The organism is Streptomyces sp. YGL11-2 (assembly GCF_050054615.1).
Taxonomy (GTDB): domain Bacteria; phylum Actinomycetota; class Actinomycetes; order Streptomycetales; family Streptomycetaceae; genus Streptomyces.
The window spans coordinates 1-16,318 of record NZ_JBNHIN010000003.1; the positions used below are offsets into that span (position 1 = coordinate 1).

The 16,318-nt window shown below is 74.6% G+C and carries 8 protein-coding genes; 6 read left to right on the forward strand and 2 right to left on the reverse strand.

Annotated elements, in window-relative coordinates; translation table 11 throughout:
* Positions 1-51: 51 nt before the first annotated feature.
* Entirely contained in the window at positions 52-3,042 is a 2,991-nt protein-coding gene (locus ACO1BR_RS04640; protein WP_426793733.1) for a lysylphosphatidylglycerol synthase domain-containing protein, read from the reverse strand.
* Positions 3,043-3,229: 187 nt separating this feature from the next.
* Here ACO1BR_RS04640 and ACO1BR_RS04645 point away from each other — a divergent pair, with 187 nt between their 5' ends.
* The 5 genes from ACO1BR_RS04645 (at position 3,230) to nudC (ending at position 13,400) form a co-directional block, all read left to right on the forward strand.
* Entirely contained in the window at positions 3,230-3,586 is a 357-nt protein-coding gene (locus ACO1BR_RS04645; protein ID WP_426793734.1) for an MGMT family protein, read from the forward strand.
* Between the two features lie 198 nt (positions 3,587-3,784).
* Positions 3,785-7,141 carry an ATP-dependent helicase gene (locus ACO1BR_RS04650; protein ID WP_426793735.1) on the forward strand — a complete coding sequence of 1,119 codons (3,357 nt, stop codon included), beginning with the start codon at positions 3,785-3,787 and terminating at the stop codon, positions 7,139-7,141.
* Between the two features lie 122 nt (positions 7,142-7,263).
* Complete coding sequence (locus tag ACO1BR_RS04655) at positions 7,264-10,977, forward strand: ATP-dependent helicase (protein ID WP_426793736.1); 3,714 nt, start codon at positions 7,264-7,266, stop codon at positions 10,975-10,977.
* 9 nt (positions 10,978-10,986) lie between these two features.
* Positions 10,987-12,387 (forward strand): dipeptidase, encoded by a 1,401-nt coding sequence (locus ACO1BR_RS04660; RefSeq protein ID WP_426793737.1) that lies wholly within the window; start codon positions 10,987-10,989, stop codon positions 12,385-12,387.
* 77 nt (positions 12,388-12,464) lie between these two features.
* Positions 12,465-13,400, forward strand: coding sequence for an NAD(+) diphosphatase (nudC, locus tag ACO1BR_RS04665; protein WP_426793738.1), 936 nt, complete (start codon positions 12,465-12,467; stop codon positions 13,398-13,400).
* 68 nt (positions 13,401-13,468) lie between these two features.
* Here nudC and ACO1BR_RS04670 read toward each other — a convergent pair whose 3' ends face one another.
* Entirely contained in the window at positions 13,469-13,714 is a 246-nt protein-coding gene (locus ACO1BR_RS04670; protein WP_033271949.1) for a mycoredoxin, read from the reverse strand.
* Positions 13,715-13,936: 222 nt separating this feature from the next.
* Between ACO1BR_RS04670 and ACO1BR_RS04675 the strand changes: the two genes are divergently transcribed.
* Positions 13,937-16,189, forward strand: coding sequence for an ATP-dependent DNA helicase UvrD2 (locus ACO1BR_RS04675; RefSeq protein ID WP_426793739.1), 2,253 nt, complete (start codon positions 13,937-13,939; stop codon positions 16,187-16,189).
* The last annotated feature ends 129 nt before the right edge of the window (positions 16,190-16,318 follow it).

Genomic DNA, 16,318 nt, shown 5'->3' on the forward strand with positions numbered 1-16,318 from the left:
GTCCGGGCGATCCGGACCGGCGCCTTCGCGCATACGGGCGGGCGGGCCCGCTCAGATCTCGCCCTTGCGGGTCAGGAAGGTGAAGGCCATCCAGCCCGGCAGCACCGGCAGCCAGAAGACCATCAGCCGGAAGAGCAGCACCGCCGGGAGCGCGGTGTCGGCCGGCAGCCCGCCGAAGGTCAGCGCACCGACCAGCGCGGCTTCCACGGCGCCCACCCCGCCCGGTGTCGGCGCCGCCGAGCCCAGCGCGTTGCCCGCCAGGAAAGCCACCGCGATACCGGCATAGCTGATCTTGTCGCCGCCGCCGAACGCCCGGATCGAGGCGTCCAGGCACATCACGTTCGCCACCGTCAGCAGCAGCATCCCGCCGATGCCGGTGACCAGCTTCCGCGGGCGCTGGAGGATGTCCAGCATCCGCGGCACCACACCGGCGAACAGCGACCGCAGCCGGGTCACCACGAACTTCCGCAGCGCCGGGACCGCCGTGACGACCAGGATCAGCACCGCCACCGTCAGCAGCCCGGCGATGACCGTCCGGGACGGCGAGATCTGCGGCGCGTGCTCGGTGCCCGTCAGATAGCCGAACGCCAGCAGCAGCACGATGTGGCTGCCCAGGCCGAACAGCTGGGACGCGCCGACGCTCGCCACCGCCAGGCCGGGACGCACCCCGGCCCGTTGGAGGAACCGGGTGTTGAGCGCCACCCCGCCGATCGCCGTGGGCGCTACCAGCTTCACGAAGTCGCCCGCGACCTGCGCCAGCAGCGTCCGGACGAACGAGACCTTCTCGGTGACGAACCCCAGCAGGCTCATCGCCGCCGCGACGTACGTCAGCGCCGAGAAGAACGCCGCCACCAGCACCCACACCCAGCGGGCCTGGTTGATCACGTCGCCCAGGTTGAAGTTGGTGAGCTGCGACAGCAGCACGTACACCGCGAAGGCACCGGCGATCCAGCTGATCAGGATGCGCGGGCTCAGCCGCTCCAGCTTCGCCGGCTCGATCACCGCGGTCGGCCGGATCAGCAGGACCTGCCGGCGGATCTGGGCGAGCAGATCTTCCTCCAGGGCCTCCTCCGACGCCTCTTCCAGGGCCCGCTTCTCGGCGGTCTTCTCCGCGTTCCGCACGGCCCGCAGCGCCTTGCGGTCCTGGGGGCCGTGGGCTTCCCGGGCCTCGCGCGCCTCCTTCGCGGCCTGCGAGGCGGCCAGCACCGCCTCGCGCTCCCGCTTGGCGCGCTCGCGGGCCAGATGGCGCAGCGTGGCACGGGTGGTCCGGCTGAGCGCGATCGGCTGGAGCAGCGGCAGGCTGTCGGCGACCGCGTCCGGGCCGAGCGCCGCGACGGCGGCGGCGACCGCCCGTTCGGCGCCGACCCGCAGCCCGCAGGTGGCGAGGAGCTGGGCGATGTCCATCCGCAGCACGACGTCGCCGGCGGCGATCTCACCGCCCCGCAGCTCGGTCAGCACGATGTCGCCGGAACGATCCACCAGCAGGGCGTCGCCGACCAGCCGCCGGTGCGCGATCCGCCGCGACTGGAGGGCTGCGACCTGCCGCCAGGCGCTGTGCATCAGCGCGTCGGTGATCTCCTCGTCCGCCAGCGAGTCGAAGCTGCGGCCCCCGATGTGCTCGTAGACCAGCATCACCGCGTCCGGGCCCAGCTCGGAAGTGGCGATCAGCTTGGGCGCGTTGGCCCCCGCGGCGATCGCGGCGTACGCCAGCAGCGCCTCCTGCTCCAGGGCCTGGCGCAGCGACTGGAGGCTGCGGCGCTGGTTGATGCCGCGCAGCGACAGCCGTCGCCACACCCGGTAGAAGAAGCCCTGCGCCTGCTGCTCGCGGTCGACGACGGTGACGTCGATCGGCGGGCCGTCCTCCAGGCTGACGATGTAGCGGCGGCCCCGGTCGGAGTGCTCGGGGTGGTCCGGGTTGGCGATGTCCTCCGCGCGGATCGCGCTGACCGGCCGGAAGCCGACCCGGCGCAGCCCGGCGAGGAGGTTCTGGCCCGTGGGGCGGACGTTGGGGGAGCCGACGGCGTAGAGGGTGCCGAAGGCGACGGTCCAGCCGATCAGGACCGTGACCACGATGGCGAACGGGGTGGTGTACCGCCCGATGAGCACCGCGAACGCGTCCAGCAGCAGGACGCACCACATCGCGACCCGCCAGCGGGGCCGCCGGGACATCCCGACCGCCGTCATATAGGCGATCACCGGCGCCAGATAGCTGTGCACCGGCGCGGACAGCGACCCGTTGGCGAGCGGCTGGGTGAGCGCGCTGCGGATCGAGGCGGGGGCCGCCTCGGCGACCCACAGATCGGTGGCCAGCGACACCCCGTGCGCCAGTACGGCGGCCAGCACGCCGTCCGCGATCCGCAGCCCGTCCCGCTTGATCAGCCGCTCCACGGCGAACGCCACCGGCACGATCAGCACCGCGACGCTGGACGTCAGCCCGGCCAGGTTGATCAGCAGCTGGGGCGCCGCGCCGGCGCTCTGCCCGATGTCGTTCTTCAGTCCCTGGGTGGTGCCGTGGGCGAAGGTCGCCAGCGCCAGGACGAGGGCGATCCCGGCGATGCCGAGCAGCAGCCGGAGCAGGTCGGCGGGCCGGTGCACCCGGGCGGGCAGCAGCGGCTCGTCCACCGCGAGCCGGTCGGCCGGGAAGGCGCCGCCGCCCTCGGTGCCCGGCTCGACGCGGTGCGAACCCGTCCGGGGCGCGCCCCCGGGCGCTCCGTCCGCGGCCCTGTCGTGCTCCGGCGGCTCGTCCTGCCGCCTGTCCTCCGTGTGCCGCTCGGGTGGCTCGGGCGCCGTGGGTTGTCCCGGTCTCTCGGACGCCTCGGGTCGTTCGGCCTTCTCGATCGTGCTCGCCTTTTCGGTCGCGGAAGCCGTGGCGGGCTTCCGTTGGTGCTTCCCCTGTTCCGCCGCCCGCGGCCCCTGTGGCCGCTCGGTCACTGCGGTCGGTTCCGGGGCGGTACCGGCGTCGGCCAGCGCGTCAGGGGCGCCCGCCTCCCGTGGAGGCGCCGCACCCTGCTGCTCGGCCGTCTCTTCTTGATCTCGTATCACCAGTCACCGTCCGGAAGATGGTGGCACGGCCGTCCGGTCCGGGGAGGCATCAGGGTGCGTTTGGGGGCCGCGGGAAGCGGAACCACAGCTCCCGCACAGCTGCCCGACCGCCTTCCGGGCCTGCCCCGGCGAGCGCGGGACCAGGCGTCCAAGGCCATTGTCGGTGCTGTACGGCAGGATGGACCGAATGAGTGGGACCGGAGATACGGACGCGCCCGCGGAGCTGCCCGCGTACGCGGAACGGGTCCTCGCCGTCGCCGAGCTGATCCCGGCGGGCAAGGTCATGACGTACGGCGATGTCGCGGAGTGGTTGGACGAGGGAGGCCCCCGCCAGGTGGGGCGGGTGATGGCCCTTTATGGCGGGGCGGTGCCCTGGTGGCGGGTGGTGCGCGCGGACGGCGTGCTGCTGCCCGGCAGCGAGCTGCGGGCGCTGGCGCACTACCGCGACGAGGGGACGCCGCTCAAGGGCGCGTCCGCCGCCTCCGAAGGCCACATACCGCGCATCGACATGCGGCGGGCCCGGTGGGACGGCGAGGGCCGGTAGGGCCGATGGCCTGCGCCGCTTCCGGGCCGCGGCCCGGCCTCCCGTGGGACGCGCTGCGCCACGGGTGCCGCCTGGCGTAGCGTCGGGCACTGTTGTCACGGCCGGCGCCGCCCGCGGCGGCCGGGCCGCGCCGCCCCGCGGCCGACGCACCACGACCACCAGCACCTCCCTCGCACCCTCCCAGGACCGGCGATCCACGTGAGTTCCTCCTTCTCGGCCGTCCCGCAGACGCTGCCCCACCGGGCGGCGCGGCGGGACGCCTCCGGCGCGTACCGGTTGGTGCGCACCCCGCCGGGGCGGACCGAGCCGCCCGTCCTGGACACCGCCCAGCACGCGGTGGCCGACCACCGGGGAGGACCGCTGCTGGTGCTCGCCGGGCCCGGTACGGGCAAGACCACGACCCTGGTGGAGTCCGTGGCGCGCCGGGTGCGGGACGGCGCCGACCCGGAGCGGATCCTCGTCCTCACCTTCAGCCGGAAGGCCGCCGTCGCCCTCCGCGACCGGCTCGCCGCCCGCCTGGCCGGCCCGGACGGACCGCCGGCGGGCCATCCGGTGGGGCACCGGGCGGGCGTCCCCCAGGCCACCACCTTCCACTCCTTCTGCTACGCGCTGGTCCGCGCCCACCAGGACGCGGACCTCTTCGCCGACCCGCTGCGGCTGCTGTCCGGCCCCGAACAGGACCTGGTCGTCCGCGAGCTCCTCGAAGGGCAGGCGGAACTGGCCGGCGCCGCCCGCGCCCGGGTGAGCTGGCCGGACGAGCTGCGCGCCTGCTTGACCACCCGCGGCTTCGCCGACGAGGTCCGCGCGGTGCTGGCCCGCAGCCGCGAACTGGGCCTGGGCCCCCATGCGTTGGACGCCTTCGCCCGGCGCACCGGCCGCCCCGACTGGCGCGCCGCGGCCGGCTTCCTCGCCGAATACCTCGACGTCCTGGACGCCCAGGGGGTGCTGGACTACGCGGAACTGGTGCACCGCGCGGTGCTGCTCGCCGGGGAGCCGCCCGTCGCCGCCGAACTGGCCGGCGCCTACGACGCGGTCTACGTCGACGAATACCAGGACACCGACGCCGCCCAGGTACGGCTGCTGCGGGCGCTCGCCGGCCACGAGGGCGCGCCCGCCGCACCGGGCTCCCCGGGCCGTACGCTCATCGCGTTCGGCGACCCCGACCAGTCGATCTACGCCTTCCGCGGCGCCGACGTGAACGGCATCCTCGACTTCCCCGAGACCTTCCGGCGCGCCGACGGGACCCCCGCACCGGTGGCCGTCCTCGGCACGTCCCGGCGCTCCGGCGCCGGCCTCCTGGCGGCCACCCGCCTGCTGACCCGCCGGATGCCGCTCACCCGCCTCCCGGCCCGGAAGGTGCGTGCCCACCGGGAACCGTCGGCCGTACGGGACGGCGGCCGGGTCGAGGTGTACACCTACCCGACCGCCGGCGCCGAACTGGACAACATCGCGGACGTCCTGCGCCGCGCCCACCTGGAGGACGGCGTCCCCTGGAGCGAGATGGCGGTCCTCGTACGCGCCGGGAGGCGCTCGATACCCGCCGTGCGCCGTGCGCTCACCTCCGCCGGCGTCCCGCTCGACATCGACGGCGATGACCTCCCGCTGCGCCATGAACCGGCGGTCGCGCCGCTGCTGGCCGCGCTGCGGGTCGCGGCCTCGGGGCAGCCGGCGGACCTCTCCGTCGGCCCGGAGACCGCCATCGACCTGCTGACCTCCCCCCTGGGCGGGATGGACTCCGCCGACCTGCGGCGGCTGGGCCGGGCGCTCCGCGAGGAGGAGCGGGCCGCCGGCCGGGCCCTGCCGCCGCCCTCCGACGAGCTGATCGCCCGCGCCCTGGCCGAGCCGGAGCGCCTGGTGGCGCACGATCCCGGCTACGCCCGCGGCGCCCAGCGGCTCGGTCTGCTGCTGCGCAAGGCCCGTGAGCTGCTCGCCGGCGGCGGGACCGCCGAACAGGCGCTGTGGGAGCTGTGGGACGGCACGCCCTGGCCGGGGCGCCTGGAGCGGGCAGCCCGGCGCGGCGGCGCCGCGGGCCGCAACGCGGACCGGGACCTGGACGCGGTGGTCGCCCTGTTCGAGACCGCGGCCCGCGCCGAGGAACGCACCGGTGGCCGCGGCGCCCTGAACTTCCTGGAGGAGCTGGATGCCCAGGACATCGCCGCGGACACCCTCACCCGTCGCGCGCTCCGCCCCGACGCCGTACGGCTGATGACCGCGCACCGCTCCAAGGGCCTGGAATGGCGGCTGGTGGTGATCGCCGGCGTCCAGGAGGGGCTCTGGCCCGACCTGCGGCGGCGCGGCTCGCTCCTGGAGGCCGACCGGATCGGCCGGGACGGCCTGGCCGCGCCGCTCACCCCGGGCGCGCTGCTCGCCGAGGAGCGCCGGCTCTTCTACGTGGCGGCGACCCGGGCCCGGGAGCGCCTGGTGGTCACCGCCGTCAAGGCCGCGGCCGACGACGGTGACCAGCCGTCCCGTTTCCTGACCGAACTGGGCGTCACCCCCCAGGACGTCACCGGGCGCCCCCGCCGGCCCCTCACGGTGGCCGCCCTGGTCGCCGAACTGCGCGCCACCACCGTCGACCCGGACGCCACCCCGGCGCTGCGCGCCGCCGCCGTCCGGCGGCTGGCCGAACTCGCCGCGCTGACCGACGACGACGGCCACTCCCTGGTGCCGGCCGCGCACCCGGACAGCTGGTGGGGCCTGCACGAACCCACCCGCAACGGCGTCCCGCTGCGCGACCGCGACCACCCCGTGGTCCTCTCCGGCAGCGCCCTCGACCAACTGGCCAACACCTGCTCCCTCCAGTGGTTCCTGGGCCGCGAGGTCAAGGCGGACCCCCCGTCCACCGCCGCCCAGGGCTTCGGCAACGTCGTCCACGTGCTCGCCGACGAGGTCGCCTCCGGGCGCACGCCCGCCGACCTGGCCGTCCTGATGGAGCGCCTGGACTCCGTGTGGGACGCGCTCGCCTTCGACGCCCCCTGGAAGTCGCGCCAGGAGAAGGACAACGCCCGCGCCGCCCTGGAGCGCTTTCTGCGCTGGCACGTGATGGAGCGGGAGACCCGCGGCCGGCAAGCCGTCGCCACCGAGCACGGCTTCGACGTCACCCTGGAAGCCGGCGCCTACGCGGTCCGGATCCGCGGCAGCATGGACCATGTCGCCCGCGACGACCAGGGTCGGGCCTACGTCGTGGACTTCAAGACCGGCAAGCAGAAGCCGACCGGCCCCGAGGTGGCCCGCCATCCGCAGCTCGCGGTCTACCAGCTCGCGGTCCGCGAGGGCGCCCTCGACGACGCCTTCGGCGGCCGTACGCCGGAGCCCGGGGGCGCCGAGCTGGTCCATCTGCGGCTGGGCGCGCCCCAGAAGGAGGGCGGCGACGAGCTGCCCGCCGTCCAGACGCAGCAGCCGCTGGACGGCGACTGGGTCGGCGAACTGCTCGCCACCGCCGCCGGCCGCGTCCTGGAGGAGCGGTTCACACCCACCGCCGGGACGCACTGCGCGCACTGCGCCTTCCGGGCCTCGTGCAGCGCGCAGCCGGAGGGGCGGCAGATCGTTGATTGAGTGCGGCGTGAGTGCGGCGTGATCGCGCGCGGTAGCCGGCCGGTGCCCGCCGGTACGCCGCTGACCTGCATGGATGCCGGCCGGGGGAGGGGATGTCGGTGGCGGCCGTTACGGTTTGTGATGTGTCCGCTCGCATCACCGACCCCGAGCAGCTGAAAGAGCTCCTCGGCATCCCGTTCACCCCGGAGCAGACGGCGTGCATCACCGCCCCGCCTGCCCCGCAGGTCATCGTGGCCGGAGCCGGTTCCGGCAAGACCACGGTCATGGCCGCCCGCGTGGTGTGGTTGGTCGGCACGGGTCAGGTCGCCCCCGAGCAGGTCCTCGGGCTGACGTTCACGAACAAGGCCGCCGGCGAGCTGGCCGAGCGCGTCCGGGCGGCCCTCCTGGCGGCCGGGGTCACCGACCCCGACGCCCTCCCCGGCGGCCCCGCGGGCCCCGACTCACCCCCCGGCGAGCCGCGGATCTCCACGTACCACGCCTTCGCCGGCCAGCTCCTGAAGGACCACGGCCTGCGCATCGGCCTGGAGCCCAGCGCCCGGCTGCTCGCCGACGCCACCCGCTTCCAGCTCGCCGCCCGGACCCTGCGTGCCGCCCCCGGCCCCTATCCGTCGCTGACGACCTCGCTGCCCTCCCTCGTGGAGGACCTGCTCGCCCTCGACGGCGAGCTGGCCGAGCACCTCGTGGATCCGGCCGCGCTCCGCACGTACGACACCGGGCTGCTCGCCACCCTGGACGGTGCCCGGCTGACCAACGCCGATCTGCGCAAGGCCCCCGAGACGGTCCGCGGCCGGCTGGAGCTGCTGGACCTGGTCGGTTCCTACCGCGGCGAGAAGCGCCGCCGCGACCTCCTCGACTTCGGCGACCAGATCGCGCTGTCCGCGACCCTCGCCACCACCCGCCCCGAGGTCGGCCGGATCCTTCGCGAGGAGTTCCGCGTCGTCCTCCTCGACGAATACCAGGACACCTCCGTCGCCCAGCGGATGCTGCTGTCCGGGCTGTTCGGGGCCGGCACCGGGGACCCCACCGGCCACGCCGTCACCGCCGTCGGCGACCCCTGCCAGGCCATCTACGGCTGGCGCGGCGCCTCCGTGGCCAATCTCGACGACTTCCCCGCCCACTTCCCGTTCGCCGACGGGGCCCCGGCCCGCCGCTTCGCCCTCAGCGAGAACCGCCGCAGCGGCGGCCGCCTCCTCGACCTCGCCAACGGCCTCGCCGCCCCCCTGCGGGCGATGCACGCCGGCGTCGAGGCGCTGCGCCCCGCCCCCGGCGCCGAGCGGGACGGTGTGGTGCGCTGCGCCCTGCTGCCCACCCACGCCGAAGAGTTGACCTGGATCGCCGACTCCCTCGCCCACCTGGTCCGCACCGGCACGCCGCCCGGCGAGATCGCGGTGCTCTGCCGCACCGCTTCCGACTTCGCCCGCATCCAGGGCGAACTGGTCGCGAGGGACATCCCGGTGGAGGTCGTCGGCCTCTCCGGGCTGCTGCATCTGCCCGAGATCGCCGACCTGGTCGCCGTCTGCGACGTCCTTCAGGATCCGACCGCCAACGCCTCCCTGGTCCGCCTGCTGATCGGCCCCCGCTGGCGGATCGGCCCCCGCGACCTGGCGCTGCTGGGCCGCCGCGCCCGCACCCTCGCCCACACCTCCGGCCACCGGGGCACCTCGGACGACGACCCCGAACAGCGGCTGGCCGAGGCGGTGGAAGGCGTCGACCCCGCGGAGACCGTCTCGCTCGCCGACGCCCTGGACACGTTCCTGGAAGCCGACGGCCCCGACGACGGCCTGCCGTTCTCCCCGGAGGCGCGGGTCCGCTTCGCCCGCCTGGCCACCGAACTCCGCGATCTGCGGCGCTCGTTGGGCGATCCCCTGATGGACGTCCTGCACCGGGTCCTCGCCGTCACCGGCCTGGAGGTCGAGCTGTCCGCCTCCCCCCACGCCCTCGCCGCCCGCCGCCGCGAGACGCTGGGCACGTTCCTCGACATCGCCGCCGGCTTCGCCGCAAAGGAGGGCGGCGCCGCCCTCGACGGCGAGGCGACGCTCCTCGCCTTCCTCGGCTTCCTGCGCGCCGCCGTCCAGTACGAGAAGGGCCTGGACAGCTCGCTTCCCGGCGGCGAGAACACCGTCAAGGTGCTCACCGCGCACAAGTCCAAGGGCCTGGAATGGGACGTGGTCGCGGTGCCCGGCCTGGTCGCCAAGCAGTTCCCCAGTGAGCAGGCGCGGGAGTCGTGGATCAGCCGCCCCAAGGTCCTGCCGCACGTCCTCCGGGGCGATGCCGCGACCCTCCCCGACGTGGCGGAGTGGACCGCCCGCGGTGTGAAGGACTTCAAGGAGGCGATGAAGCACCACCAGGCGACCGAGGAACTCCGCCTCGGCTACGTCACCTTCACCCGCCCGCGCTCCCTGCTCCTCGGCTCCGGCCACTGGTGGGGCCCCAACCAGAAGCGTCCGCGGGGCCCGTCCGCCTTCCTGGAGGCCCTCCGCGCGCACTGCGAGGCCGGCCACGGCGAGATCGAGTTCTGGGCCGACCCCCCGGAGGAGGGCGCCGAGAACCCGGCCCTCGCCGAGGCCGCCGCCGACCAGCCCTGGCCGCTGCCGCTGGACCCCACGGCCCTGGCCCGCCGCCGCGCCGCCGCCACCGAGGTCCGCGGCCATTTGGAGCGCCGCCGCCCGGCCGCGCCCGCCCCTGTCCCGGCCGCGCCCGCCCACGACCCGGAGTGGCCGCCCCCGCCGGCGGACGAGGAGTGGCTGGACGCCCCCGAGGACGCCCCGTACGAGCCCGACCCCTTCGAGTCGGGCCCCGACCCCTTCGACTCCGGCCCCGACCCCTTCGACTCCGACCTGTACGAGCCCGGTCCCTACGAGCCCGACCCCTGCGAGCACCCGTACGGAGACCCGTACGGGGACGACCCGTCCGGCCTCTCCGGGGCCGACCCGTCCGACACCGAAAGCGCCCCGCCGCCCGCCCCCGCAGCCGGTGCCGCGCACACCGGCGCCGCCCCGCCGCCGCACCCCCGCATCGGCGCCCAGCGCTCCGCCGAGCCCGACCTGCCCGATCCCGCCGCGGCCGACGGCGGTCCGCCCGCCCTCCTCCCCGAGGAGCGCCGCACCGTGGGCTCCTGGGACCGCGATCTGACTGCGCTCGCCGCGGAGCTGCGGCGTTCCCGCGCCCGGGTCCGGGACGTCCCGCTGCCGGCCTCGCTCACCGCCACCCAGCTGCTCGCGCTCGCCGCCGACCCGGACGGCTTCGCCCGCGAGCTGGCCCGCCCGATGCCGCGCCCGCCACAGCCCGCCGCCCGCCGCGGCACCCGCTTCCACGCCTGGGTCCAGTCCCGCTTCGAGGAGCTGGCCCTGCCGCTCCTCGGCCCGGACGAGCTCCCGGGCGCCGGGCCCGGCGAGGAGGCGGACATCGCCGACGAGCAGGACCTCGTAGCCCTCAAGGAGGCGTTCGCCCGCACCCCGTATGCCCGGCGGACCCCCTTCCGGGTGGAGGTCCCGTTCCAGATAACCCTCGCGGGACGGGTGATCCGCGGCCGGATCGACGCCGTCTACAAGGAGCGCGGCCCGGACGGCGACCGCTTCGAGATCATCGACTGGAAGACCGGCCGGACCCTGCCGGACGCATCCCGGAGCACCGGCGCCGCCGACCCCCTCCAGCTGGCCGTCTACCGCCTCGCCTGGGCCGAGCGGTACGGTCTGCCGCCGTCGGAGGTGGGCGCCGCCTTCCTCTTCGTGCGCACCGGCGAGGTGGTCAGGCCCGCCGGCCTGCCGGGCCGGGCCGGGCTCGAACGGATTCTGCTGGGCGATACCGCCGACCGGTATCCCCCGGAAGGCCGATAGGCTCGCCGTATGAGCACCACCCCGGACAGCGCCGTCCGCGCGTACCTCGCCGACCACCGCGAAGCCTTTCTCGACGACCTCGCGGAGTGGCTGCGCATCCCGTCCGTGTCCGCCGACCCCGAACGGGCCGCCGATGTGCGCCGCAGCGCCGAATGGCTCGCCGACAAGCTCGCGGAGACGGGCTTTACGACCACCGAGATCTGGGAGACCGAGGGCCTGCCCACGGTCTTCGCCGAGTGGCCTTCCGGGGATCCGTCCGCGCCGACCGTGCTGGTCTACGGCCACCACGACGTCCAGCCAGCCGCCCGCGAGGACGGCTGGCACACCGACCCCTTCGAGCCGCAGACCGTCGACGGCAAGCTGTACGCCCGTGGCGCCGCCGACGACAAGGGTCAGGTCTTCTTCCACACCCTGGGCGTCCGCGCGCACCTCGCCGCCACCGGCCGCACCGCCCCCGCGGTCAACCTCAAGCTGCTCATCGAGGGCGAGGAGGAGTCCGGTTCGCCGCACTTCCCGGCTCTGATCGAGAAGCACGCCGACCGCCTCGCCTGCGACGCGGTGATCGTCTCCGACACCGGCATGTGGTCCAGGGACACCCCCACCGTCTGCACCGGCATGCGCGGCCTGACGGACTGTCAGATCGATCTGTACGGCCCGGACCAGGACATCCACTCCGGATCGTTCGGCGGCGCGGTCCCGAACCCCGCCACCGAGGCCGCCCGGCTCGCCGCCGCGCTCCACGACGCCGACCGCAAGGTCGCCGTCCCCGGCTTCTACGACGGCGTGATCGAGCTCACCGACCGCGAGCGCGAGCTCTTCGCCGAGCTGCCCTTCGACGAGGAGCGGTGGCTGCGCACCGCGCACTCCCACGCCGCCCTCGGCGAGGCCGGCAGCACGACCCTGGAGCGCATCTGGGCCCGCCCCACCGCCGAGGTCAACGGCATCGGCGGCGGCTATCAGGGCCCCGGCGGCAAGACCATCGTGCCGGCCACCGCACAGCTGAAGCTCTCCTTCCGCCTGGTCGCCGGCCAGGACGCCGCCGCCGTCCAGCAGTCCGTACGCGACTGGGTGGCCGGCCGCCTCCCGGCAGGCATCCGCCACGACATCACGTTCTGGGGCGCCACCCGCCCCTGCCTCACCCCGCTCGACCACCCCGCGCTCCAGTCCGTCGTGCGCGCCATGGGGCGGGCCTTCGAAACGAAGATCCGGTTCACCCGCGAGGGCGGTTCGGGCCCGGCCGCCGACCTCCAGGACGTCCTCGGCGCCCCGGTCCTCTTCCTCGGCATCTCCGTCCCGTCCGACGGCTGGCACGCACCGAACGAGAAGGTCGAGCTCGACCTGCTGATGAAGGGCGTCGAGACCGCCGCCCACCTGTGGGGCGACCTGGCAGAGACCTGGCGCGCCGCCTGACCCGTGCGCGTACCGCCGTACTGTGCCGCGCCCGTACGCAGCAATCACCCACGCCATAGGGGGAGTTGGAAACAGCAGTGACCACCTGGACCGACCACACGGCCGACCGGCCGATCACCTTCAGCGCGCCGAGCGGAATCGACCGCTCCGCCCACCACCGGCTCGACGAGGCATGGCTGGCGGCGGCCTGGAGCCATCCCACGACGCGCGTCTTCGTGGTGTCCGGGGGCCAGGCCCTGATCGACGACACCCCCGACGGCCGTACCGAGCTGATCATGACGCCGTCCTTCGAGGCGCCGCTGACCGAGGCACACCGCTACTACCTCGGCACCGACGAGGACGGCGTCAGCTACTTCGCGCTCCAGAAGGACACGCTCCCCGGCCGCATGGACCAGTCCGCGCGCCCCGCGGGCCTGCGCGAGGCGGGCCTGCTGCTCTCGCCGCGCGACGCCGGGCTGCTCGTCCACGCCGTGGCCCTGGAGAACTGGCAGCGCCTGCACCGCTTCTGCTCCCGCTGCGGCGAGCGTACGGTCATCGCCGCCGCCGGCCACATCCGCCGCTGCCCGGCCTGCGGCGCGGAGCACTACCCGCGCACCGACCCCGCGGTGATCATGCTCGTCACCGACGAGGAGGACCGCGCGCTGCTGGGCCGCCAGGTCCACTGGCCCGAGGGCCGCTTCTCGACCCTGGCGGGCTTCGTCGAACCGGGCGAGTCCATCGAGCAGTCCGTCGCCCGGGAGGTCTTCGAGGAGGCCGGCGTCGTCGTCGGCGACGTCGAGTACATCGCCAGCCAGCCCTGGCCCTTCCCGTCCAGCCTGATGCTGGGCTTCATGGCCCGCGCCACCTCGTCCGAGATCCAGGTGGACGGCGAGGAGATCGAGGAGGCCCGGTGGTTCTCGCGGGAGGACCTGCGCGCCGCCTTCGAATCCGGCGAGGTCCTGCCGCCCTACGGCATCTCCATCGCCGCCCGGCTCATCGAGATGTGGTACGGCAAGCCGCTGCCCAAGCCGTGACGCATGGGCCGTCGGCCGGCTCCCTCACCGGACCGGCCGACGGCCGTCTCACACGGTGCGCCCGGCCCTCAGGCCGCGCCCACCTTCTGCTTGACCTGCGCCAGGGACGGGTTGGTCAGCGTCGTGCCGTCGGGGAAGAGCACGGTCGGCACCGTCTGGTTGCCGCCGTTGGCCTTCTCCACGAACGCCGCGGACTCCGGGTCCTGCTCGATGTTGATCTCGGTGTAGGCGATGCCCTCGCGGTCCATCTGCCCCTTCAGCCGACGGCAGTAGCCGCACCAGGTCGTGCTGTACATCGTCACAGTGCCCGCCATGTGCCCCGCGCTCCTTTTGCTCGGTCCCGATCGTGATCAGGTGCCGCCGAAGCCGCACGGACGACGGGGCACCGAGCAGAAGAACGTCCACCGGCCCCGGACCATTCCCGGCCCCGCACCGGCACCCGTGCTCCGTCCACGGCCGCCCCCTCCGGTACGACAGGGCCCCGCCGCTGTGGACGGCTTTCCCGGGCGCCCCGCGGGACCTGGCAGCATGGCGGGGTGACAGCAGCAACGGACTCCCCTCTCTTCCCGCAGGTCCCTGGCAGTTCTCAGTATTCGGCGCTGCCGAGTGGGGCAGACGCGGTGCTCGAAGGGCTGGACCCCGAGCAGCGCGAGGTCGCCACGGCGCTGCACGGTCCGGTGTGCGTGCTGGCCGGCGCGGGCACGGGCAAGACCCGCGCGATCACCCACCGGATCGCGTACGGGGTCCGGGCCGGCATCCTCCAGCCCGCCAGTGTGCTCGCGGTCACCTTCACCGCCCGCGCGGCCGGTGAGATGCGCGGCCGGCTGCGGCAGCTCGGCGCCGGCGGGGTGCAGGCGCGGACGTTCCACTCCGCGGCCCTGCGCCAGCTCCAGTTCTTCTGGCCGAAGGCGGTCGGCGGCGCGGTGCCGCGGCTGCTGGAGCGCAAGGTCCAACTGGTCGCCGAGGCCGCGGCCCGCTGCCGCATCCGGCTCGACCGTACCGAGCTGCGCGACGTCACCGGCGAGATCGAGTGGTCCAAGGTCACCCAGACCGTGCCCGCCGACTACCCCGCGGCGGTCGTCAAGGCCGGCCGCGAGGCGCCACGCGACCCGGCCGAGATCGGGCAGATATACGCCACGTACGAGCAGCTCAAGCGCGAGCGCGGCAGCATCGACTTCGAGGACGTGCTGCTGCTCACCGTCGGCGTGCTCCAGGACCGGCACGACATCGCCGAGCAGGTCCGCGCCCAGTACCAGCACTTCGTCGTCGACGAGTACCAGGACGTCAGCCCGCTCCAGCAGCGGCTCCTGGAGTTGTGGCTGGGCGACCGCGACAGCCTGTGCGTGGTCGGTGACGCCAGCCAGACGATCTACAGCTTCACCGGCGCCACCCCCGACCACCTCCTCGACTTCCGCACCCGCCACCCGCACGCCACGGTCGTCAGACTCGTCCGCGACTACCGCTCCACCCCCCAGGTCGTCCACCTCGCCAACGGCCTGCTCGCCCAGGCCCGGGGCCGCGCCGCCGAGCAGCGCCTGGAGCTGGTCTCGCAGCGCCCGGCCGGCACCGAGCCGGTGTTCACCGAGTACGCCGACGAGCCCGCCGAGGCCGAGGGCACCGCTCGCCGGATCCGCGACCTGATCGCCTCCGGGGTCCCGGCCAGCGAGATCGCCGTGCTCTTCCGGATCAACGCCCAGTCCGAGGTCTACGAACAGGCCCTCGCCGACGTCGGGGTGCCCTACCAGCTCCGCGGCGCCGAGCGGTTCTTCGAGCGCCCCGAGGTGCGCGAGGCCGGGATCAAGCTGCGCGGCGCGGCCCGCTTCGGCGCCAACGACACCCTGCTCGACGGCGCCGTCGACCTGCCGTCCGAGGTGCGCGCGGTGTTCAGCGACATGGGCTGGACCGGGCAGCCGCCGGCCGGCTCCGGCGCGGCGCGCGACCGCTGGGAGTCCCTGGCGGCCCTGGTCCGGCTCGCCGAGGACTTCGCCCGGGCCCGCCCCGAGGCCACCCTCGCCGACCTCGTCGCCGAACTGGACGAGCGGGCCAACGCCCAGCACGCCCCGACGGTCGAGGGCGTCACCCTCGCTTCGCTGCACACCGCCAAGGGCCTGGAGTGGGACGCGGTGTTCCTGGTCGGCCTCACCGAGGGCATGCTGCCGATCCACTACGCCAGGACCGACGAGCAGATCGAGGAGGAGCGTCGGCTGCTCTACGTGGGCATCACCCGCGCCCGCCTGCGGCTGACGCTGTCCTGGTCGCTGGCGCGCTCTCCCGGCGGGCGCGCCTCGCGCAGCGCCAGCCGGTTCCTGCACGGCCTGCGGCCGGGCTCCGGGGCGGCCGGCCGCCGCGCGACGGGCGCGGCCACCGGCGGAGTCGAGCGCGGCACCGGCACGGCCCCGGGCCGCAGCCGTCGTACGCACCGCACCCCCGCCCGCTGCCGGGTCTGCAACAAGACCCTCACGGACGCCGGCGAGATGAAGCTGATGCGCTGTGAGGAATGCCCCTCGGAGCTTGACGAGGCGTTGTACGAGCGGCTGCGGGACTGGCGCGCCGAGCAGGCCGCCCGGACGCGGCAGCCCGCCTACTGCGTCTTCACCGACAAGACGCTGATGGCCATCGCCGAGGCCGTCCCGGCGACGGCCGCGGAGCTGGCGGTCATCTCCGGAGTGGGCCGCCGCAAGCTCGACCGCTACGGCGCCGATGTGCTGTCCCTCTGCGCCGGTGAGGAGCTCGCCGGCGCCGGCGAAGAGGGGGCGGAGGACGCCGCGGAAAACTCGTCGGAAAAATAGTTTGCGCGCGCGGAGCGCATCCCCATAGCCTTCGGAAGCAACGGAGACAACGGAACTTCCGAGATCCGATGGATCCGTGCTGTACTTGAACACCCTGGACCGGGTTTTCCCGGTCCACCGAGACGCCGA